The organism is Acinetobacter sp. T_3_1 (genome assembly GCF_025377055.1).
GTDB classification, from domain to species: Bacteria; Pseudomonadota; Gammaproteobacteria; order Pseudomonadales; family Moraxellaceae; genus Acinetobacter; species Acinetobacter kookii.
This window is the reverse complement of sequence record NZ_JACHVD010000001.1, coordinates 367,907-391,663: the sequence shown is the minus strand read 5'-3', so window position 1 is coordinate 391,663 and position 23,757 is coordinate 367,907. Positions and strand designations below refer to the sequence as shown.

The window sequence follows — 23,757 nt, the reverse complement described above, 5'->3', positions numbered from 1 at the left end:
TCAACTGCATAAATGACAAAGCTTAGAAGCCGACCTCACTAGACTATAAAAATGTATGAATACACTATTTTTAAACACAAAGAAGGAGCGAAACAATCGCCCCTTCCCCATTACCTAACCAAAGCCAGGTATATTCTTAATTTTCAGTAATACGGCATTTAACATGCAATAGTCCGAAAAAATAAGTTTAATCGAATTAACGACGTAAACCTAAAGCAGCGATCAAAGCGCTGTAACGAGTAGCATCTTTACCTTTAAGGTAGTCAAGAAGCTTACGACGTTGGTTAACCATACGGATAAGACCGCGACGGCTATGGTGGTCGTGTTTGTGTTCTTTAAAGTGACCTTGCAAATCATTGATTTGGGCAGTTAAAAGAGCTACTTGAACTTCAGGTGAACCAGTGTCGTTTTCAGCGCGAGCAAATTTAGCAACGATCTCTGCGCGATCTGCGTTTGTTAAAGCCATTCGATTTCTCCGAGATGCTTAAAAATTACATTTGATAGAAATCAATTGATTTCTCAATTGACTGCCGTGCATCACTACAGCAAGTGCGTTATTTTAAGGGAAAATCCGGGGGATTGCAAAAAGAGAAACCGCTTTTCATCTTTTTATATCAATCGATTGAAAAAGCTTTATTTTTTTCCTTTCTTTGATTCTACTTTGAATTTATACCTAGCCTGTTAACGTTCATTCAAAAAACCGGGGAAACTGTGTTACAGATGAAAAGCGCCTATTTTGATTTTTTCCTTATGGATGCATGATAGAAAAAAGCCCAAGCTGGGCTTGGGCTTTTTTTTGCGCTGTAGTTTCTTATGTTTTAATTATTATTCTTTTATTTATAGTCATAATTTACGCTTTTCGCGTTTATCGTTATAAACATTCCGTGTGTAAAGCTTTACTTCCTTATGTGGTAGATTCTGCCACAAAACATTGTGTAAAAAAGTCGACTTTCTCGTATCTACTTGTAAGTATTTTCGTACACTAATTATTATTTTTTATATTCCACACAACTCCAAAAACCTATCTTATGCAATTAAATCAAAAACTTAAAATCAAACAAAAATTTAACTTATACAAAAGCGCACCTGTCTGCCATATTTTATTTTGACTTATACCACAATCATTTAATAGTGTTCATTTCAGCCAATCATTTTTGTAATAAATCGCTTAATTGTGCATATAAAAAAGCCCTGTAGTCTCTCCCAAAACTACAAGGCTTAGCGGCTGTAAGTTTCCTCTTTATCCTTACTTCATTGTAAGTTCGCTGTCTTTCGACATTATTATTATATGATGGCGATTTTACTCAACTTTCCGTGTTGAGCTTTTTATGTGCAGCAATCATCTCAAAAACATTCCTAAAGCTCTATGCGCCAATTTCTCGAATCGTTGTAAGTAATTTCGTACAAAAAACCTGATTATTCATTTATGATTAACAATTTAGTGAATTGTTAATTTTATCTAACACACCACTTTTTCTTATGGTTTTGATGGTTAAAGCTTGTACAAAAGCCTCTTGATCAGCCAGCACACTCACCACTTTTTTGGCACGGGTAATTGCAGTATACAGTAATTCTTTACTGAGCAAATTTTTCGCAGCCTCATCCAACACCACTGCGGTATGAGTAAATTCCGAACCTTGTGATTTATGAATGGTCAATACAAATGCCGTTTCAATACTTTTCGGTAAGCGGGTTGCCGGCACCCATTTTTCCAGACTCGGGAAATAAACCTCAAACTGTGACTGTCCATCTCGGCTACGCTTAAAACAGATCCCGATGTCTCCGTTCGACAAGCCCAGTTGATAATCGTTATAGGTCATCATGACCGGACGACCGACATACCAGTCGCCTTGCTTGCTCATCAGTAGCGATAAAGCCTCTAGTAAACGCTGTTCAATTTGCTGGTTCAGTTGGCCTAAACCGAAGGCACCATGGCGAATAGCTGCCAAAATCCGGTAATCGTCAAAGGTCTTGACCACCTGAGCGACCCAAAGCTCAGGTTCATCAGCGGTTAAATAGCTTTTCAGCACTTCAATATAAGGCTGGTAACCCAACATCAGTTTGTCGTAATACGCTGTCCGGTCAAATTGCCTGGACAAATGAGCAGGAAGATATTCCAGCTGGATCTGATCCGCCATTTCAGCCTGCAAGGACACCGCCCGGATTTCACCCGGAGCAACCACTTGCTTGGCAAACTGCTCGAGTAATGCTGCAGCGTTTAGTCTGGATTCTTGCTCTTGAATAAATTTGGCCATTTGCCCAATCAATGCCCCCGCTTTAAAACGGCGACTGTTCACCAGATGAACACGATTTTCAGCCAGAACCGGGACATTTTGTAAGTCGGCCAACACGGCTCCCACGTCCACCGCGGCCAGCTGGTCAGCATCGCCCAGTAAAATCAGGCGAGCCTGATCCGGTACGGCCGACAGCAACATATTGGCCAGACTCAAGTCCAGCATGGAGGCTTCATCCACCACAATCACGTCATAGGGCAAAGGCTGCTGGGCATGAAAACGTGGCTGATAGCTAGTTCCCAACCCCAATAAGCGGTGAATAGTAATGGGATTCAGCTGCTTGAGCTCATCCGTCACCAGGTCTTGCAGTTTTTCATCATTGAGTGAGTTTTGCAGCGCTTCTTTCATGCGCTGTGCAGCCTTACCGGTCGGTGCTGCCATGGCAATGCGAATATTTGGCATGGTCTGATTCAGCACGGCAATAATTCGCGCCAGGGTATAGGTTTTTCCGGTTCCGGGTCCACCGGTAATGATATTCAGTGCCTGCTTCGCCACCATCTGCAAGGCCTGAACCTGATATTCATCCGTCAATAAATCTGGATAAGCGGCAAGATCAACAGCGGGAATAGTTTGCTGTTTGAGACGGAGCACTTGCTGAGCCAGGGACTGTTCCATCGCCCAGTAACGGTACAGATACAAATGCTGCTGATCGAACACAAAGGGGGCGATATTTTGCTCGACATTTTCAGCCAAAACCACTAAATCATGCAGTGTATCCGCCTGCTGCCGAGTTGCAAAAATACAACTGTCACCGTGTTGAACCGCGTCCAGAACCTGTTCAATAATATCGCTGCTATTTTCCTGCTGTGCTGCATGACTAAACGGCTGCTGGCGAATAAACCGACTCCAAGTGCTGATCCATGCAGCGCTTTGATCATCTTTATATTGTTTATTTTCCACACAGTTATCCTCAAAGTTATCCACAGCTTAATCTATTGTTTAAAATATACTAATTTTGACAATTTAGGCACTTTTGCTGCTTTTATCTTCAGCAAAACAGCCCAAAATAGCATCAAGCCGCAGTATAAATTCGGCCTCCGGCTTCCAGTGATAAAAGCCCTGTTCCGCCTGTCCGTTCATACCGCGCAAATACAGATAACTTGCGCCGCCCAAATGTTTTTCAATGTCATAGTCCTGCATGTGGACCGTTAAATAGCGGTGCAACGCCACCAGATACAAACCGGCCTGTAACCAGTAGCTGGCCTGCGACATGCTCTGCCGAATTTCCACCTCCAGATAATGCGACTGATCGGTGCCTAAAAAGTTACTTTTATAATCGGCAATGTGATAGTGCTGGCCATCAAAATACACCAAATCGATGGAGCCGGTGAGATAGCGTGCCGAATTGGCCGGGTTAAAATCCAGCATGTCAATGCCATGTTCTGCATACAATTGATGGATACGCTGGATGGCCAGAACATGGTCCGACAGGGACAGATAAAAGGGAAATTCGGCCAGATATTCATGTTCATCCAGCTGATTGAGCTGAAAATCCTGATGCAGAGGCGTTGTTAACACCTCGGCTAGCCATTCGCCCATCCAGCCAATCAGCTGTTCTTCATCTGCTTGCTGAAACTCCTGCTCATATTTTGCAGTAAGTTCTAACCATAAACCAGGATAATCATTTTTAAAGCGACGGCGAATTTCCAGCGGCCAGTCTTGCTGATCTTTAAAATCAATATGTTCAAAAATTTCATGCAAGAAAGTTCCAGCGACCGTTCCCATCGGAAAATTCCGCTTGATCCACGACAGCGGTTGTATTGATGTCGTTTCAATCGGCTCAAGCAGATGGATTTCATCTGCAGCACTTGGCATTTGTTCGGTATTTACCGCCAAGGCATCCATAGCCTGTTTACGGCTTAAATGCTGTGCCAAGGCACTGAAACTGGTTTTGGAACGTGGATAAAACCGCTGTGCCGGAAACTCCAAAGCCTGTAAAGGCAAAGGTTCGGGTTGATGTTTGGCCTGCAACTTCACCGGTCTTTCATTAAGCAATGCTTCGTCAGTACTGGCAGGATGCACAAAGTCTTGCCCACGCCAGAAAGCCAGACCATGACTGGACTTGCCTTCTTGATCCTGCAACATGGCATAGACTCGATGGCTGGCCCTAGTCAGCGCCACATACCAAAGCCGGTGTTGCTCTGCGACAGCACGGGCATTGTGCTGTTCAATCGCAGCTTGTTCCAGCAGATTCTTGTCATTCACCGCCACCACCCGCTGGATGTCCACTTTTCCCGTCACCGGATGGACATGTTCGACTGTGGAAAAGTTCAGGGTCTTGTTCATTTCCCGAAAATCTTTATCCGCCCCGAGCAGGAACACAATTTTAAACTCCAGTCCTTTGGACTGGTGGATGGTCATCAGCTGCACCCCGGCCTCGTTGGACAGTTTGCGTTCCAGTTCCCACTCGCGTTCCGCCGGAGATTGCAGCTGTTTCAGATACCAGTGATAGAGCTTTTGCGCGCCCTGATACTGTTCACTGTGCTGACACAATAATTCGGTCAGTTGACGCAGATTGACCACGCTGCGTTCATTATCACGGCTTTGGGTGGCGACCAGGTTTTTCCAGACCTGAAACAGGTTCAGACAGTATTGCCACGCGGTTAAAAAGCCTTTTTGCAGCCACATTTCCCGAATGCAGTCAAAGTCGTAAATGAACTGGCTCAAGCCATCGGCCTGGGCTTCCAGCTGTATCAATTGCTGCAAATTGAAACCCAATAAACGGCTGAGCAAGGCACGCTTGATTTTGCCTTCGTCATACGGATGCATGATGGCTGCCAGTACTGCCCCCACATCCTTGGCAACCGCATGGTCAAACACACTGCGCTTGGAAGGACGGTTAACCCGAATGCCCAGACGTTCCAGTTCATACTGGGCTTTATCCAGACCATCATGGTTTTTCGATAAAATCGCGATGTCATTTTCAGTCAGGTATCTGGGACCGGTTTTTTCTGCCAGATAGAGTTTTTCTGCAATGCCCTGATTGAGTAAATCACGAATTTTCCAGGCCACCTGCAGCGGCTCATCCTTTTTATCATTCAGCAATAGCCAGCGTAGCGGCTGATGATTTTCACCCTGTGCATCGATGAGTGCCGGATGGGGACGCGAACCGGCTTCAACCGGGCTATAAATCACCTCTTCACCAAAATCCATCTGCCGCTGAAACAGGGCATCCACCGCCTGCACCAGCACTTTAACCGAACGGTGATTATGGCGCAGGCTGTATTGCTGCCCCTGTTTGGACAGCACATCGGCACGGGCTTTGTTATAGGTCAGCATGTCGCCGCCACGGAAACCGTAAATCGCCTGCTTCGGGTCTCCGACCATAATCATGCAGCCCTGCATATAGCGCTTCTGGTCGCGCCAGATCCGCGCCAGCATATTGTCCTGATCCTGGTTGGTATCCTGAAATTCATCCACCAGAATCAGGGGATAACGGGCTTGCACAAACTTGGCAAAACGTAGTCCCTGCTCGCCTTGCAAGGCTTCTGAAAGCGTGCGAATCTGCTGGGCAAAAGTGGTTTCGCTTTTCTGCTGCAGGACTTGCGGCAGGCGTTTTTTCACTTCTTGACTTAAATAAAACTTCAAATAGGCATCCAGCAAATCCAGATCCAGATTAAGCTGGGACAAAGCCTCGCAAAAACTTTTTAACGCTTGCATCACCGGGTGCTGTTCAAACTGATGCAACACCTCTTCTGCACATTTATTCAGAACTTTTTTGGTTGCCAGATCGGTCAGATTTTTCAGGGTGGTTTCAAAATGTGGGGCAAATAAGGCATAGCAGCGCTGTTCAGCCAAAGCCTGAATAAAAGCCGGTAAATCGTCACACAAGCTGCGTTGCATCAAGCCATCGGTGCGCCATTTTTTGCCAATAACCGAATGATATTGACCCTCTGCCGAATAATAATCGCTCAGGCCAGCAATCAGGCTTAAATCCAGCTGAATAAATTCATCCACCAGTTGCTCAAACTGGTTTAAATCCAGCTCGGGTGCCTGCACTTCCTGAAACTGTGCCGAGGCAAAGTTCAGGCTATTTTCCACCACCGGCACATAGGCATCCTGCGACTTCAGCTTTTGATTCAGCAGCAGATAATCGACCACATTCTGCGGCTGCAACTGAATCCATTCACGCAGCACATCATGAATCAGCTGATAAGTATAGCTTTTGGCATCATCGGTAATATCGGCCCGTTCAATTTTTCCGCTTTCAAAGGAAAATTCGCGCAGCAGCTTTTGGCTGAAACTGTCCAGTGTGCCAACAAACAGTTCATCCAGCTGGTCAATCACCAGTTTTAAACGTTCACGGGCAAAATCCACTCGCGTGACATACTCGCTTAAAACTTTCTGGAATAGAGGATCGGATTCAGCTGCTAATTTGGTCTGAAGCTCCGCTTGGGTCAGGGTCTGACAGCTGTCGAAATAACGCAGGGTTTCCACCAGACGCAGCCGAATGCGGTTTTTCAGTTCAGCAGCCGCTGCACGGGTAAAGGTGGTGGCAATCACCTGATTGGGCAAATACGGACCGAGAAAAATCCGTACCATCAGACTGGACAAGGTAAAGGTTTTGCCTGTCCCCGCGGAAGCCTCAATCCAGTGCAAGCCCTTGAATTGCATATCGACAATCGGGTGAAAGGAAATAGGCGTTAACGTTTGTGGATGATTCATCTTATTTTTTATTCTTCAATTACTTGTTGATGCAAAAACACCGGCTGATAGAGCTGATAGGAAAATTGCGCACAGGCATCTTCCAGCAATACCGTGGCATCCTGTTCCTGTAAAATAAACTGCCAGTCACGGTGCATTTTGGTGGCTTCATTATCCGCCACCGAAAAGCCGCTGAACTTGCCATCTTCATGCCAGTCTTTATAGATCACGTCCATATCGTCAATACACATCTGGTTGTGTTCATTCGGCCGCCAGTCATGTTCTTTGTCTTTTTCAGCGATTTTCAGCAGCAAGGCTGCAGGTAAAACCAGTGGCTGGGTCTGTCCATATTTCCAGGCCGCCAGCCAGTGGTCCAGCCACTCACGTGCCTGGTTCGACGTTACCCCATGACACATGATGGTTCGGTCACTAAACACCACAATCCGCGCCAGTTTTTCACCACCGTCACCCATATTCAGATAAGCCAGCCAGAGCAAGTATTCCAGCCAGACTTTGGCACGTCTCTTGGCACGGGCACTGGAAGCATCCAGACTGACCCATTTTTCTGCGCCATTCTTGGGTAGGCTGATGTTCATATAGACATGATCATTGACCTTCCAGACCTGCTGTGTAGTAGGCGTCACTTCAGTCGCATATTTCAGCAAGCGCTCTTTCAGGCGCTGCTGTTCTACCAGGCTCATCTGCCAGCTGCTGTGCTGCAACTTGCCAATCGGCAGCTGATCCATCAATAGTTCCGGTTTAGCTGCACCTTCCTGCTTTTGCAGGAACTGGCGCACGGCATAGCGCCCCAAACCGTCCAGCAACAAAGGCTCATCCACGGCAGGCAAATCTTCCGGACGCAGGTTTTCCACACCTAAAGTTTTTAAATATAAACGTGCCGGAAAAGTTACATCCTGAATCCATTGATGACTGTCCAGCAACTGAACATCCTGTTGCAGCAGCTGATAGGGTGTATTTACCCAGGACGTCCGCTTGCCTGTGGCATGGCGAATCTGCCCGGCCACGCAGAACCACTGGTCCTGATAACGCACCGGTCTGTTGCTTTCAAAACCTGCCGGATCAAACGGCAATAAGGGATGGACATGATAAAGCGATTGCAGCTGTTCAGGCACCTCTACACCGTTGAGGTTCACCGTTTCATCCACTTGGGTTTCAGGCTGTTTGGACTGCACAATAAAGGCCAGATGCAGCACCAGTTCCTGCAACACGGTAGAAGGATCACGCACTTCCCCATCATTAATGTCGAAGCCGTTATAAAACAGCCACAGGTTGTCCTGCGCCAGCAACAGGTGATCTAAAAATGCGCCCTGATCATCTTCCAGACGGGAACGGTCACCCAGCTGCGGCTTCAGCAAATCCATTAAATCAAAAGGCAAATGCTGGGTTCGGCTTGGAAATTTACCACTATCCAGTCCCAGCATCACAATTAGCTTGTAGGGTACAGGACGAATCTGTCCAATCTGGCTAAAGGTAATCTGTCCGGTCGGTTCAGCATGATCCAGCTGAGCTTCCAGCGTATTGTTAATTTCTGCCAGCAAATAAGGCAAAGGCAAGCTTAAGCTGCGCAAGGCATGATGATCATGCTCATCGTAAAAGCTGGCCAGCGTCAGCATACGTTCTTGCTTTTTAATGATTTTATAAACCGCGGCTAAAGATTCGACACCAGCTTGCTCAAATTCGGCAATATCCTGCATCAGGCGCTTTAACCACTGCTCCACCGGCACATTTTTGTCTTGCTCATGGGCAATCATCCAGTCACGGCGTACATCAAAATCCTGATAAATCTGGATCAGTTTGCCGATCAGTTCAAAGTCACTCGGCAAGACCTGGGCAAAACTCAGCGTGTTATTGAACAGGGTATGTTCAGGAATGGCGATACCCAGTGCCAGTCGGTCGAGTGCAAATTTAAAACTGAAACGGTAGTCTTCATCACCTTCGCACAGGCTGCGTTTTAAATGCTGAGCATCCAGCCCACGCTTAAAGCCGGCATCAACCAGCAATTTTGTAATGCGTTCAATTGAGTTGACTTCTAAACCGTAGAGCTGCTGGGTTGCACTTAGGCTGAGCCAGTCGGCAAAATCTTCAATGCTGAAACGTCCTTGAATCAGTTCAATGCGTCCCAGTACCGCTCGCCAGGCATTCAGCGCATCTAGCTGGGTCACGCCGGCAATCTGAATCGGCAGATAAACACTGTCTTTGGACAGTTCATGTCTGCGGCCCGCTTTCTGCTGGATCAGATCACGCTCACTCGGCGGTGGCGCAAATACGCTACGGATCAACGGTTCCAGTTCACTCAAACTAGGACTCAGCACCAGAATATCGCTCGGCCGGCGGGGTGCATCCTTTGTGCCTTGTGCCAGCCAGTGAATCAGTTGCTCTTTTAAGACTTCCAGTTGGCGTAAGCTGGAATGACAGACATGAATCTGAATCGAATCATCCTGTTCATCCAGTACATATTGATGCTGCTCTGGTTCTACCAGATATAGAATATCGGACTGGATTTTACCAAGTAAATTCGCTTTATATTCATCAATAAAGGCATCTGCCCAGACCCCATCTTCCCCCGACGACAAGTTTGATAACAGGGAGAAGTGGTCACGCGCCTGCTTGCCAAAACGGGTCAACAAAGGATGACGCGACTCGCGCTGTTCTGCATTGAAATTTAAAGTAAATTCCTGGAAAAACTGTTCAATATCGGCATCACTGGCCTTAGGATTTTTCGCAATAAAGCGCTCTTTTACCCGCAGGTCATAGCGTGCTTTCCAGTTCGGATCGACACTGTCGGCCCAATATTCCTGTGACGGGTTATAGTGCAAAATATAGATATCAAGATACTGTCCCAGACGGCGTAAAAACGCCAGCTGCATGGGAGGCAAATCCAGCAAGGTAAAAATCACCAGCTGTTGCGGCAATCTTTTGAGTGCCGCCTTGCGTGTCTCGGGATTATCCAGAACCTCCCAGAACATGGCATCAATACTTTGCATCTGTTCAAAGTCCTGATGAAACACTTCCTGCCACAACCAGCGCTGCCAGGCTTCCAGTTCACGGGCCTGATTCAGGGTAAATTCAGAAATGTCGCTATTGGTTTTAAAGAACATGTCCTCAATTGGAAGTTCCTTATTTTGCCCCCAAGCCTGCAACCAGTTAGTTGGACAGCTGCACATCTGCGCGGGACAGTTTTTCTGGCAATGTCCGCGATATTCCATGTAATGGCTAAATAGGCGCGAAACCTGCTCTGCCACCCAATACAGCATGCCCTGCTTTTTCAGCTGTTTTTCGATGCCCTGTTCCAGGCGGTCAGCGCTGTCATAAATGCGCTGGACGATGGAATGCAAAGGATGATCAAGCTGTAAAGGATTCTGTTCACTCTGGATAAAGGCTTTCAGCGCCTGAAACACGCGCCACTTGATAATAATTCGCGGAATATTGGCTTTACGTACCTGTTCTTTTTGATCGACCAGTACCCATTGATAGGCGGACCACTGGAAACCGCGAATCCGGTGATGAAACTGGGTATTGGCACTGATGCCTTTTTGTTCGGCCAGTTTCTGGGTCAGCCAGGCTTCAACCGCATGCGAAGGCACAATAAAATGTTGGGTTTGCAGCACCTGAAAAGGCGTGGTGGCAGGCTTATTCACGGTCGTCAGCATGGCGTGCACCAGCACATCAATACGCTGACTTTGAATCACATGAATGGCCATTATTGAATTACCCCAATATTTTTTAAAAATGAAACGCCTACAAAAGCATAAAGATTATTTACTATACAATGGCATCTGTCTATGTCACTTTTAGGTGGATGCTGAATTTAAAAATGCTTTGAAATTCACACCTTAATGATGGTTGAATAGAACAAATAACACGAAATTTAAGGTATTTACATGATGAAAACAGACAAAACTCCAGACACAATCGACCCTAATTTAAACTTGGAAAGCATTCGGGCAGAATGCCTAGAACTTGTCAAAAAACGTGCTTACTGCTCTGCAGGAGCAGCCATCATTCCGGTTCCATTTCTGGATGTGGTCATCGATGTCGGAATTTTGTCACAACTCATTCCGGAAGTGAATGCACGTTTTGGTTTGGCTCCGGAACAAATCAGTGTCTATGATCCCAAAACCAAACAAGTGCACTGGCAGGAACTGCGTAAACGCGGGGTAGAATTTTCCGGCCTGGTGGTAGCCCGTACCGCGGTCAAAAAATCCCTCAACAATGTGGTAGCCAAGGTCATCACCAAACAGGTGACCAAATTTATTCCTCTGGGCGGTCAGATTGTTGCTGCAAGTTTAGGCTATATTGTGATGAAAAAAGTCGCAGGCGCTCACGTAGAAGACTGTTACAAAATTGCCAAAGGCATTCAACAAAAACAGCAAGCCCAGATGGCGAGTTAATCCCCCTCTCGATTTAATAAAAAATTCATCCTGCAGCTGAGAGCCTAATTGGCTCTCAGCTGTTTTAAAATGGCTCTTAATATTTCTAAGCGCGCGGTATTTTTGTCATCGTTGGCAATAATATGCCACGGTGCATAATCGGTGCTGGTACGTTCAAACATGTCGGCGGCTGCATCCAAATAAGCATCCCATTTTTCCCGATTGCGCCAATCCTCCGGAGTGATTTTAAAGCGCTTGTTTGGGGTCTCTTCACGGGCTTTAAAACGGGCGGCCTGTTCGTCCTTGCTAATCGCCAGCCAGAATTTGATCACCACGGTTTGACTATTGACCAGATCCTTCTCAAAACGGTTAATTTCCTCATAAGCACGCTGCCACCCATGCTCGCTGATCAGCCCTTCTACGCGCTCTACCAGCACCCGCCCATACCAGGAACGGTCAAAAATCCGGATGTCTTCATTGGTCTGCAACTTGGTCCAGAAACGCCACAAATACGGATGACGTTTCTCATACCGTTCTGGGGCTGCAATACTGTGAATATCATATTCACGCGGATCCAGATTTTTCACCAGCCGTTTAATGGCTCCGCCCTTTCCTGCCGCATCCATGCCTTCAAATACAATAATGGCTTTGCGGTCATCAAAACGTAGCGCCTCGGCTACTTTTACCGACAGTTCTTTCAGTTCTTTTTTATAGTCTTCCTTGGTCGTGGGCTGATTTTCAGGATGCAAAAGCAGCTCGGGAACAGCCGCCGGTTTCCATTTGCTTTTCACTTCGCTCACATGCTCTGGACAGTTTTTCATCGCCGCCAAAATAATCTGTGCAAATTGTTGATTACGGGCTTTTTCATCCTCACAATCAATGATGTTCCAATCCTTGATAAAACGCTGGCTGAGCTTTTGCAAACTGTCGTACTGCTTTTTATTACGCCAGTCCAGACCATGTAATTTATGCCAGCGCACTTCATGGGGATCCAGGTTATCCATTCGCTTCTGCAAGGACTTCCAGGACAGGTCAAACCAGACTTTTACCACATCAACATGATTATTTTTCAAGTCCTGCTCAAAAGCCTGCATATCGGCAATATAAGCATCAAACTGCGACTCATCCAGAGGCTTGGACACATGCAAAGCTGTGGCCAGCAAATCGCTATACCAATTGCCAAATAACACCATGAGCTGGCCTTCGGCAGGAATAGAGTTTGCATACGGCTGCCAGTAGGTCTGTTGATTGTTGAACATGTTGGCGGCATCGGCCTTGACCAGCAAATAACGCGGATCGACCCATTCACGCAGCTGCTTCACTGCCTCGCCCTTTCCAGCCAGCTCAATGCCATTGACCAGCACCAGCACACTTTTGGCATTATTCTGACCCCGGGTATTTCTTAGCAGGTATTGGGCTTCAATCAGATTCAGGGAAAGCTCATCTTCATCCAGCAGCGGATTTGTTGTTTTTTTCAGTGTCATCTGTTCCCCGTCCTTTATTCTAAATCTCAGTCTATTCAAGCATAATCCAAGGCTGAATTTGAACACATAGTGTTTATGTTGCTCATAATTGCTGCATTTTCTAGCAAACTGACTTAATTTAAATCATTTTTCTGGCTGTTTGTCATAGCGACTTTGTCCGTCTCGCTCTAATATTTAGCCATCTAAAAAATAATAGAGACACAGCATGTCTAAACTGGCTGCATTAGATGATCTTTTAGAATTGTATTATCAATTGAATTATCATCAAAACCCTGAAATTTTTCGGCGTCTGCAAGATGTACAGGCCTGGCAAAAACAGCGTATGCAGGCCACCCATAGCAAACAGTTTACTGAAAAGCAGAATGTGTTGATGTCGGAGTATTTCCTGAACCGTCTGTATGGTGGTCCGGATTTTGATGCACTGGCTGAGCAGATTGCCCGTTTGATGAAATATGCGCACAAGGCTGAAAAGCTGATTCCTGAAAATGCAGTGAAAACAGGAACATCAGGCGTATCTTTGGCCATTTTGGCGGTGCAGCTGGATGAACAGGTGGCGATGCAGCTCCTTGAAGATTATCATCCGCACGAAACTTTAAACGATGAGATGATGCGTTTGACTTATCTTAAACTCGATCAGGGGCAATCCCGTTTAAAACAGCTGGATTTACTCGACCAGCTGGGTTATAGCCTGGATAAGTACATGCGCTCGTTTATGGTTCAGACTGCATTTAAAATGTGTAAAGGTGCAGCCAGCAAATATAATTTCGACATTATGTATGAATTTATGCAGGATGGCTTTTTGGCCATGAAACCGTTAAAGTCAGCTGAGAAATTCGTGAAGGATTTTACCGCGGTTGAACGTCAGATTATCCATAAAGTTCATGCCGGCGATCCTCACCCGTTTTAGTCAATTATGTTGTGATGGAAATAACAAATTGAGCAGTGAATAAAAAATACAGAGCAGATTTCTGTATATTATTCATAACAATTGCATGCTGATTGCTGTACAACGTCCTAGAATCTGTCATCATGCAAGCACTGCAACATTAACCCTATTTTTATGTTAGGAGTGACTCTAATGTCTAACGAAAAGCAAACGCCTACCTCTGCCTCTGAGCTGGCACAAAATACAGACAAAGTGAGTCCTTTCTTAACTGAGCCTCTTCCACAAGGCACTGCCCAAGGTCAGCAACAATCTTTACAACAACAGTTGACCGATACGCCAGTGACCGGTTCAGTACCCAAATACAATCTGCCGCGTGGTGCCAATACCGGGAATGTCGGTCCGACCACCCACTTCGGTTACCAGACTGTCAGCAGTGAAGATAAAGCCCAGAAAGTCGCTGAAGTATTCCACTCGGTTGCCAGCAAATACGACATCATGAATGACCTGATGTCCTTCGGTATTCACCGTTTATGGAAACGCTTTGCCATTAATATGTCAGGCGTACGCCGTGGTCAGCACGTACTCGATATTGCCGGCGGTACTGGTGACCTGGCCAAAGTCTTTAGCCGTGAAGTCGGCCCGACCGGCCATGTGGTTCTTTCAGACATCAATGAATCGATGCTGAATGTCGGCCGTGACCGTTTAATTGATGCCGGCTGTACCAATGTGGACTTCGTTTTGGCCAATGCGGAAACACTGGAGCCATTTGCAGACAACAGTTTTGACCTGGTGACGATCAGTTTCGGTTTACGTAACGTGACCGATAAAGATGCTGCGCTGGCTGCCATGTATCGTGTACTTAAGCCAGGCGGCCGTTTATTGGTGCTTGAATTCTCTAAACCTGTATTCGAGCCATTTTCTAAACTGTATGACCTGTATTCGTTCACCGCTTTACCGATCATGGGTAAAATTATTGCCAACGATTCTGAAAGTTACAAATACCTGGCCGAATCCATCCGTATGCATCCTGACCAGCGTACGCTTAAAGGAATGATGGAAAATGCCGGCTTCCAGAACTGTGATTACCACAACCTGACGGGTGGTATCGTTGCCGTTCACCGTGGTTTTAAACTTTAAGGTTCCCATTCATGTGGTCAATTCTGGCACTGGGTGCCGTTGAACGTGTGATTCACCATTTCATTGATCTGGATGTGATTACCCGTATCCAGTTAAATGCATTGGCTGGCAAAATGCTGCGTGTGGTGATTGCCTCACCGCAGCTTTCTGTAGATGTATTCTTTGATGATGGCAAGGTTCGCCTAGAGCCAACAGCCACTGGACATACTGAAGCTGCTTCGATTTTTGAACAGCGGCCTTATGAAGCCAACAGCTCACAGATTTCTGAAGCCACTGCGACTTTACAAGTCGGCAATGTCGTTGAACTGCTGAAACTGCTGGTTTCAGATGAAATCGGCAATATTCCGCTGCAAGGGGACTACAAGTTATTACAGGAAATCCAACGTATCATGCAACAGGCTGAACCGGATTTGGCTTCGCATTTAAGTCCGTGGGTTGGCCCTGCCCTTGCCCATGAACTGGGCAAAATCCAGCTGGCACCGAAACATTTAAAACGTTCTTTAGAAAGTTATTTATTCTTTGCTGAAGATGCGTTAAAAGAAGATACAGGCTTATTTGCTGCACGTTGGCAAATGGATGATCTGCAACAAGATACCCGAATTTTCAATCAAAATTTAGACCGTGCTGAAGCCAAAATTCAACAGCTTCAGGCACAGATTGATGCTTTAGATACACCTCCTGCTTCACCTCAAGATTAGGTAATGAGATTTATGATTCCGCACGTTTCACGTTTACTCGAACTTTGGCGCATCGCCGCGCACTATAGACTCGACACGTTGTTTCCTGCGGAAGAATTACCGGAAAAAGCCCGTCATGCTTTAAATTTTATTCGCATGCACCCTGCGGCATGGTCAAGCCGTGAACGTAAAAATCCGCTCAAGCTGAAAGAAGCTCTGGAAGAAATGGGGCCGCTGGCGATTAAATTGGGACAGCTGCTTTCAACCCGCCGTGACCTGATGCCACCTGAAGTCTTACAGCAGCTGGTCTTATTGCAAGACCGGGTCAAACCCTTTGACAGCAATGTGGCTAAAACACGAATTCAGCAATCGCTAAAAGCCGATGTCAATACGCTGTTTGCCCGCTTCGATGCCCAACCGCTGGCCGCTGCTTCAATTGCGCAGGTGCATACTGCGGCACTGCATGATGGTCGCGAAGTGGTGGTGAAAGTTACGCGTCCCGACATTCGCACGCAAATTCTGCAAGATTTTAAAATTCTGGAATGGCTGGGTGCAGCGTTGGAAAAACGCCTGGAAGCCGCACGTGCCCTGCATTTATCGGAGATTATTCAGGACTATCGCCAGATCATTCTGAATGAACTGGATTTGACCCTGGAAGCCGACAACACCCGTCGTATGCGCCATTATTTCACCGGCTCAAGCATGATGTATGTGCCTGAAGTCTACATGGACAGCAAAGATGTGATGGTGGCTGAACGCATCACGGGGGTTCCGATTTCCGATACGGCGACTTTTGACCAGATGGGCATGAATCGTGCGGATCTGGCGGAAAAAGGCCTGACCATTTTCTTCACCCAGGTGTTCCGTGACAACTTTTTCCATGCCGACATGCATCCGGGTAACGTATTTGTCGAAACCATCAACCCGGCCAATCCGCGCTTTATTGCGCTGGACTGCGCGATCATGGGTGAGCTCTCCAAGCATGACCAGATGACTGTCGCGCGCATGTTACTTGCGGTCATGAACAGCAACTTTATGCAGCTGATTCAGATTGTGCACCAAGCTGGCTGGATTCCACCAGGCACCGACCAGGATGCCCTGGCACGTGAAATGCGTCGTACCGTAGGTCCAATGGTATCAAAACCCATGAGTGAGCTGGATTTTGCTGGCATTCTGATTCAGGTGATGGATATCGCCCGCCGTTTCCATCTGGAAATTCCTCCGCAGCTGATGTTATTGCTGAAAACTCTGGTGCATGTAGAAGGTTTGGGTACCGACCTTTACCCGGATCTTGATATCTGGAAACTGGCGAAACCGATTTTAACGGACTGGATCAAGGCCAACATGAATCCAGTGAAAAACATGAAGGAAATCGGCCAGCAGATTCCTGACCTTCTGCTGGGTGCACAGGATTTACCAAGTTTGATGATTGACAGCCTGAATGGTTTAAAAAACCAGTCCGCCTGGCATTCCAAACAATTGCATGAACTGCAAAGCATGCGTCTGCAAATGGAACATCAGCAAAAACGCAGCTGGATTTTTGGCAGCATTATGGCCATTTTGCTATCGATTGCGATTATTGCACCGTGGTATGTGTCTATTATTCTGATCATGCTGGCGAGCTTGCTGGCTGTCTGGCGAATTGCGAAATAAGATTCCCTATTCAAAAATAATATCAGTCCGTTTATGATGGGCTGATTTTTTCATAATATCTAAAGTGATTATTCAATTATTATTTATAATGATTTGTTGCATTTAGTTCAATTTAGATGTTTTTTTCACTTATTTTTTAACCATTTTTTTGTTATAAAGTTAAGCATCACTCATAACTAAAACTTAGGCTTTAGGGAATACTATGTTCAATCAGACTTTTAAACTAACAACATTAGCAATTGCAACTTCATTATTAGCGGCTTGTGGTGGGGGCGGTGGTGGTGGGAGTTCTGAAGCACCTTTTGCGCCGAAAACTATTTCTGGTACAGCTGTGGATTTTTATGTAGCTGGCGCAGATGTTGATTTTACTAACCCTGCTTGTCAAGAAGCCTATCCAGATCTGAAAACAGATGAAAACGGTAAATTTACTTTCAACACAACAGAAAACTGTCAGGAAACGGGTTTCATTATCACTGGCGGTATTGATACGGTTACCAAACTTCCATTTGATGGTCAATTGAAAGTTAAAGAAATCAATTATCAAGCTAATTCAACTAATGAAATTGTGGCGAGCCCACTTACCACCTTACAAGCTGAATTACCCGATGCAGAATTTAAAGCCATTCTTACAAATTTGGGTTTTGCTAACGATAAAAACGGACAGGGAATTACAGATATAACGACATTTGATCCAATTACCGAAGGATCGAATCAACAAAAAGCCGCTGTATTTATCTTGCAACAAATCTTAACTCAGCTTGAGAATGCCGGTTTAACTACAACTGAAGCAGCTAAGTCCGTTCAAACCACCATCGCGACAACTCCTCTACTGACTGGTTCAGGCGTAGACTCTGCTGTTATTACAACTATCTTTAATAATGCAGCAACTTCTTCACCTAGTCTTCAAGCAGAAATTCAAGCTAATCAAACCAAAGTAGAAAATGTAACAACCACTATTAATACCAGTTTGACTACAGCAGGCTCTTCTACTCTAGAACAATACTTAGCAGGCAATCCTACGATTGTGAGTGAAATTCAAGAGCAAGTTACTCCTGCCCTGTATAACAACTTTGAAATAGCAGGCTATAACATTACAAGTATTATCAATTCCGATAATACTCAACGTCTGGCGATTAATAAGACTTCAATTGATTCATTAGCACAAGTGAAATTCAATTTAAATAAAGCAGCTACAGGTACCGATTCTATTAAATTAGGCTTCCAGGCTACTGCTGCAATTGGTCAAAATGGCCAGCCTGAAACCTTGACCGCGTATATTAGCGAGGTAAATGTTTCGTTTGATAATACTACTGCTATTAACAAAATCATTATCCCTGCAGGCACTATTATTGAAATTGAAACTACGCTAGCAAATGCACCGAAAGGCTCATTTGAAGTTGCGGAAGATACAGAATTCCTAGGTGATTCAATTGCCCTAACAGATCTGGTCGCAGCTTTCCCGATTTTAAGTCAGCCGTATAATAATTATAAAAACTTGATCGTCTCAAGCAACCAGGTAAACGCTGAGGTATCTGTTTTTGTAGCTCCAACTACTTATCCAGTCTCTGCAACCTTAGGGTTGAACCTGGGTACATTTGGTCTTCCAAATAAAGCTGCAACTGTCTTTAGTGGATTTACTTCTACAGGCTACTTTGTCATCCAATAATCATAATTAAAAAAGCCAGTGATCATCACTGGCTTTTCTCTCACTTCCTATTGGGTAATTCAAGTTGAAAAATCAATCATTACTTTTTATTTCTGCAGCATTCATTATTTCTCATACTTATGCCGCACCCGATGATTTGTTTTTACAAGCCACGCCTGCTAAAAATAAGCTTACGACCAATGCAAGCCTGGATTTGGTTAACGATACTGTCGACTTTTTAGATTTACGAGAAAGCGAAGGTGTTCAAGGAGACGCAGGAGATTATATCGGTGCGCATATAAGTGCCCAATATCAATTTCATCCTGAATGGTCTATCAGTGCTAGCTATTGGCGTCGAGAAATTGAGTTCAGAGAAGATACCAATAAGTTAAATTCTGGAGCTTTAGGTATTACCTACTTTCCGGAAAGTCTTTCGACCGATCGATCTAATCTTGCTTTTAAACTGTCTTTCTGGGGCAACCAAGCGGATGAGTTAGCAAAAACCTCCCCTACCAATGTGAATGGCCGTACAATTAATGAGGTCGTTGTTTCCAATCCTCGTGACACTCAAATTCAGCTAGATACTATTTATACCCATAAAATTGACTTTATGAATCAAGTGAATTTATTTGGTTCTTTAGGATATAGCAAAGTCAAAGTGGATGAATTGGACTTGATGGTTCATTTGACCGGCAATGGACGCGATTGTAAGGCCAATATCAATATTGACTCGAACAATCAATTAACCGGAACACCCAGTGGTCGCTGCCTGATTGACGGTCTAATCGTACGGGATATTGATATTGCAAACTATGCTGATCGATTTGATCTTGATGTCCAAAAAGATCTTAACTATGATGCTTATTATGCAGGCTTGGGCGGTTCATGGAACTGGCGCTATAAACAATTTGAAAGCCAGCTTGCCTATCACTACCAACGCCTGTGGCGCGACAATATTGATGACCGTGTTGCTAATTTTGGCAATCAGGCGATTAAAGACAATCATACCATTGGGGCCAAGTTCAGTTATGACTTTACCCCTAAATTGACAGCTTACCTACAAGGTCAGATTTTCCAAAATAACTTAATTGGCTATGTACCCTTCTTATATAATGGGGTCACTGCTTCCCGTTTAGACAAACGCTATGGATTGGCTTCTATTGGCATTCAATACCGCGCCTTCTAAGCCTCAAAAAAAGCCTGAGCCCTTCAGGCTTTTTTATTGCCTATATGACTCCAAAGTCACCTTTGGACACTTCTCGCCATTGGGATCACTTGGCTTTCGCTTAAAATGAGTAGACATTTGTATATTTTAATGAGAAGCCATGACGCAAATCTTGCATAAACGCCCTGCTTCATTAAATATCCGTGCCGGCAAATTGGCACGTCAACTGATTGAAAAAGAAGGCTTGCAGGCAAATTTTGTCGATATTGTTCCCGGTGCTGCAGGTGGTCCCAAAGGCATAGGCATTCAAGGCCTCGATCAAGCCATTTTTGGCAATTTCCTGGCACAAGCACCACAGCGCAGAACCCTGATTGGCTCATCCATTGGCAGCTGGCGTTTTGCCAGTATTACGGCCTGGGGCGCAAAAGAAGGGACGGAGCGCCTTGCAGAGCTTTATACCAACCTGTATTTCCATAAAAAAATGTCTCGTCAGGAAGTCGGTAAGATTTGTCGCGACATGCTGCTCAATCTGGTGCAAGGCAAAGAACAGCAACTGGTTGAGCATCCCGACTATCACCTGACCGTCATCTCGGTCAAAGCCCAGCACATTTTCCAGAGTGACAAATCCCTGCCGTTAATGGCATCGGTGGCCGGAATCATCAGCAGCAATGCTTTGGCACGCAAACACAACCGTCTGTTTATGCAACGGGTGATCAGCCAGCCGGAGATGGGAACACAATTTAAAGTCAATGATGAATTTACCACGCATTATCAGCCCCTAAATCTCAGCAATGTTACCTCCTGGCTAATGGCTTCCGCTTCTATTCCCGGCGTGATGGCAGCCATCCGCGATATTCCCGATGCCCCGAAAGGCAGTTACCGTGATGGAGGGTTAATTGACTATCACCTTGACCTGCCGTTTCAGAGCCAAGGCATTGTGCTGTATCCGCATTTTAGCGACAGCATTACTCCGGGCTGGTTTGACAAGATGTTGAAAAAACGCAAGGCCAATCCGGAAAATCAGGCACGCACCTTATTGCTTTCCCCTTCTGCCGAGTATTTAGCGTCCCTACCGCTCGGTCGCTTGCCGGATCGTAAAGATTTCACTTTAAAAGGGCTGGACCAGAAACAGCGAATTCAGATGTGGAATCAGTCGGTAGCAGAAAGCCAGCGCTTGGGAGACGAGTTTTTGGAAATGGTGGAGAAACAGAATTTTCCGCAGTTTATGCAGGACTTATAAAATCAAGTAGAGGAAAAGCTATAGGTGCTAGATGAGTGAAGCAGCTGATTTTCCTAGGATTGGAATATTATAAAATTCTTGGTGAATAAAGCACATGAACCTTTTGAGTCAGAAATCAAAAGGTTCATGCGTATATTTTTTTCTCAAACAGCCGCTAATCACGTACACTATACAGCTGCGATTTTTTATTCGCTGTTTTCCATTTTGAACATATTTTTGGTGAAATTCTCATGAACAACGCGCAATGGCTCGATGAAGTAAAATTTAACGAACAAGGTCTGATCCCTGCCATTGCCCAGCATCATCAAAGCGGCCGTGTGCTAATGGTGGCCTGGATGAACCGTGAGGCTTTAGCGCTCACTGCCGAGAAAAATCAGGCGGTATATTTCTCCCGTTCACGCAACAAGTTATGGCACAAAGGTGAAGAATCCGGTCATTTCCAGTCTGTGCATGAAATCCGTCTGGACTGTGATGCCGACGTGATTATTTTGCAGATTGAACAGCATGGTGGTATTGCCTGCCACACCGGTCGTGAATCGTGTTTCTATCGCAAATTGACTGCGAATGGCTGGAAAATTGTCGATGCACAATTAAAAGATCCAAGCCAGATTTATGCTGGAAAATCAACCAACCCGCATACCCTGGCCATGAATGCCTCGACTGCCCGTTCGGAACAGGTTGAAGTACTGGACTATTTGGGCCAGATGATGGCAGAGCGCAAGAAAGCCGACCCGGATTCATCTTATGTCGCCAAGCTGTATCACAAAGGCTTGAATAAAATTCTGGAAAAAATTGGTGAAGAAAGCGTTGAAACCATCATCGCAGCCAAAGATTTTAAGTCTGAAGCCAATGCAGACAATAAAAACGACCTGATTTATGAAGTTGCCGATTTATGGTTCCACACCATTGTGATGCTGGGTTATTTCGACCTTGACCCACAACTGGTATTAAACGAGCTGGCTCGTCGCCAAGGCCTGTCTGGCCTGGTGGAAAAAGCCAATCGTCAGCATTAATTCAGTCTTTTTACCGTGTCAGTAGCCAAAAAGCCCAATCCCACCTATGAGCAAGCACTTGCCATAGATAATGCGCGTCTGGGCAATTCCTTCAAGGTAATTGCCTATGCTGGCACAGGTAAAACCACCACCCTGCAAATGATCAGCGATGCCATGCCCGAGCGCCGTGGCATGTATCTGGCGTTTAACAAGGCCATTGCAGCAGAAGCACAAAGCAAGTTTCAGCGCAATGTCGACTGCCGAACCTTTCACTCGCTGGCTTTTCGCAGTGTGCCACGCGGTGTCACCGACAAACTTCGCCTGCCGCGTTTAAGTCCGAGTTTTATCGCCAAGGAATACCGGCTGCAACCGATTACCCTGCGCCGGATGATGGGCGGCCGTTATGAAAAATATGTCATGATGCCGTCGCGTCTTGCCAGTCTGGTGGCCAATGCCGTCAGCTATTTCTGCTCGACCAGTTCGCAATATCCGGCACCGCGACATCTACAGGCACCGAGCTGGCTGCATCCGGACGATATTGAAGAACTCCAGAAGCATCTTTATCCCGCCATTGAACGGCGCTGGCTGGAGTCGATTGATCCCAATCATCAGGCCGGTATTGGGCATGATATTTATCTGAAACTCTGGGCGCTGTCTGAACCCAATATTCCAGCAGACTATGTACTGTTTGATGAAGCACAAGATGCCGACCCATTAATGCTCGGAATTTTGCTGCGTCAAAGAAATACCCAGGTGATTTATGTCGGCGATGCCCATCAACAGATTTATGCCTGGCGTGGTGCGGTCAATGCCATGCAACAACTGCCGCTGCCGGAATCACGCCTGACCACCTCGTTCCGTTTTGGTGAAGAAATTGCCTTGAATGCCAACGCCATTTTGGGTGCGTTAAATGAAACCGTGCCCTTGCTTGGCAATCCGCAACTGAATTCCAAAGTGGTGAATAAACCGCATACCAAACAGCGCGATGCGATTTTGTGCCGTACCAATGCCCGTGCAATGGAACTGCTGCTTTCCGGACTGGTGCATGGCGACAAAGTCAGCTTGCAGGCCGATCATGTCAAATTAAACCGTTTTGTCGATGCCGCGAGCATGCTGAAACAGGGCCGCCGCGTGACCGACGTGCCGGAACTGGCCTGGTTTAATTCCTGGCACGATGTACATGAATACTGTGAAACCAATGATGGCAGTGACATTAAACCCTTAGTGAAACTGGTGGATGATCACGGTACCGATCCACTCAAAAGAGCCTTGGCCAAAATCACCCCGATTGAACAGGCCGACTACATTATCTCGACCGCCCACAAAGCCAAAGGCCTGGAATGGGACCGCGTGCACATCGAAGATGACTATCAGTTCAAGGTGAATGAAAGAGACCATAAAATTAGTGACGAAGAGTTAAGATTGCTTTACGTAGCCTGCACACGTGCTAAAGTAAGTTTAAATATTCACCACATTTACGATCTGGTACAACAGCTGAAAAAGCAAATGCCGGTATCGCTGCGTAAAGCGGTGGGAGAATAATTTTAGC

15 protein-coding genes are annotated in these 23,757 nt (G+C 45.8%); 10 read left to right on the top strand and 5 right to left on the bottom strand.

Features of this window, described 5'->3' with window-relative positions:
• Positions 1–196 precede the first annotated feature (196 nt).
• The 4 genes from rpsO to H4I94_RS01655 form a co-directional block, all read right to left on the bottom strand.
• The gene (rpsO, locus tag H4I94_RS01670; protein WP_005007057.1) at positions 197–466 is read right to left on the bottom strand and encodes a 30S ribosomal protein S15; all 270 of its coding nucleotides are present in this window, start codon (positions 464–466) and stop codon (positions 197–199) included.
• 964 nt (positions 467–1,430) lie between these two features.
• Positions 1,431–3,194 carry an exodeoxyribonuclease V subunit alpha gene (gene recD, locus H4I94_RS01665; RefSeq protein ID WP_261181171.1) on the bottom strand — a complete coding sequence of 588 codons (1,764 nt, stop codon included), beginning with the start codon at positions 3,192–3,194 and terminating at the stop codon, positions 1,431–1,433.
• 63 nt (positions 3,195–3,257) lie between these two features.
• On the bottom strand, positions 3,258–6,959 hold the full coding sequence (locus H4I94_RS01660) for a UvrD-helicase domain-containing protein (protein ID WP_261181170.1): 3,702 nt from the start codon (positions 6,957–6,959) through the stop codon (positions 3,258–3,260).
• 8 nt (positions 6,960–6,967) lie between these two features.
• Positions 6,968–10,660: an exodeoxyribonuclease V subunit gamma gene (locus tag H4I94_RS01655; RefSeq protein WP_261181169.1), complete on the bottom strand. Its 3,693-nt coding sequence runs from the start codon at positions 10,658–10,660 to the stop codon at positions 6,968–6,970.
• A 183-nt stretch (positions 10,661–10,843) separates the two neighbouring features.
• Between H4I94_RS01655 and H4I94_RS01650 the strand changes: the two genes are divergently transcribed.
• Positions 10,844–11,350 (top strand): hypothetical protein, encoded by a 507-nt coding sequence (locus tag H4I94_RS01650; protein WP_261181334.1) that lies wholly within the window; start codon positions 10,844–10,846, stop codon positions 11,348–11,350.
• Positions 11,351–11,394: 44 nt separating this feature from the next.
• Here H4I94_RS01650 and H4I94_RS01645 read toward each other — a convergent pair whose 3' ends face one another.
• The gene (locus tag H4I94_RS01645) at positions 11,395–12,813 is read right to left on the bottom strand and encodes a phosphate--AMP phosphotransferase (protein WP_261181168.1); all 1,419 of its coding nucleotides are present in this window, start codon (positions 12,811–12,813) and stop codon (positions 11,395–11,397) included.
• Between the two features lie 205 nt (positions 12,814–13,018).
• On the opposite strand from H4I94_RS01645, the gene H4I94_RS01640 reads away from it, so the two are divergent.
• The 9 genes from H4I94_RS01640 (at position 13,019) to H4I94_RS01600 (ending at position 23,750) form a co-directional block, all read left to right on the top strand.
• Positions 13,019–13,720, top strand: coding sequence for an FFLEELY motif protein (locus tag H4I94_RS01640; protein ID WP_261181167.1), 702 nt, complete (start codon positions 13,019–13,021; stop codon positions 13,718–13,720).
• 171 nt (positions 13,721–13,891) lie between these two features.
• Positions 13,892–14,836, top strand: coding sequence for a bifunctional demethylmenaquinone methyltransferase/2-methoxy-6-polyprenyl-1,4-benzoquinol methylase UbiE (gene ubiE / locus H4I94_RS01635; protein WP_092819155.1), 945 nt, complete (start codon positions 13,892–13,894; stop codon positions 14,834–14,836).
• Between the two features lie 11 nt (positions 14,837–14,847).
• Complete coding sequence (locus H4I94_RS01630) at positions 14,848–15,534, top strand: SCP2 domain-containing protein (RefSeq protein ID WP_261181166.1); 687 nt, start codon at positions 14,848–14,850, stop codon at positions 15,532–15,534.
• A gap of 12 nt (positions 15,535–15,546) precedes the next feature.
• Positions 15,547–17,166: an ABC1 kinase family protein gene (locus H4I94_RS01625; RefSeq protein WP_092819157.1), complete on the top strand. Its 1,620-nt coding sequence runs from the start codon at positions 15,547–15,549 to the stop codon at positions 17,164–17,166.
• Between the two features lie 202 nt (positions 17,167–17,368).
• Positions 17,369–18,832, top strand: a complete 1,464-nt coding sequence (locus tag H4I94_RS01620; protein WP_092819158.1) for a hypothetical protein — start codon at positions 17,369–17,371, stop codon at positions 18,830–18,832.
• Positions 18,833–18,896: 64 nt separating this feature from the next.
• The gene (locus tag H4I94_RS01615) at positions 18,897–19,997 is read left to right on the top strand and encodes a hypothetical protein (protein ID WP_261181165.1); all 1,101 of its coding nucleotides are present in this window, start codon (positions 18,897–18,899) and stop codon (positions 19,995–19,997) included.
• A gap of 139 nt (positions 19,998–20,136) precedes the next feature.
• Complete coding sequence (locus H4I94_RS01610; RefSeq protein ID WP_131272950.1) at positions 20,137–21,216, top strand: patatin-like phospholipase family protein; 1,080 nt, start codon at positions 20,137–20,139, stop codon at positions 21,214–21,216.
• A gap of 230 nt (positions 21,217–21,446) precedes the next feature.
• Positions 21,447–22,229, top strand: a complete 783-nt coding sequence (hisIE, locus tag H4I94_RS01605; protein WP_261181164.1) for a bifunctional phosphoribosyl-AMP cyclohydrolase/phosphoribosyl-ATP diphosphatase HisIE — start codon at positions 21,447–21,449, stop codon at positions 22,227–22,229.
• Positions 22,230–22,244: 15 nt separating this feature from the next.
• The gene (locus H4I94_RS01600; RefSeq protein ID WP_261181163.1) at positions 22,245–23,750 is read left to right on the top strand and encodes a UvrD-helicase domain-containing protein; all 1,506 of its coding nucleotides are present in this window, start codon (positions 22,245–22,247) and stop codon (positions 23,748–23,750) included.
• The last annotated feature ends 7 nt before the right edge of the window (positions 23,751–23,757 follow it).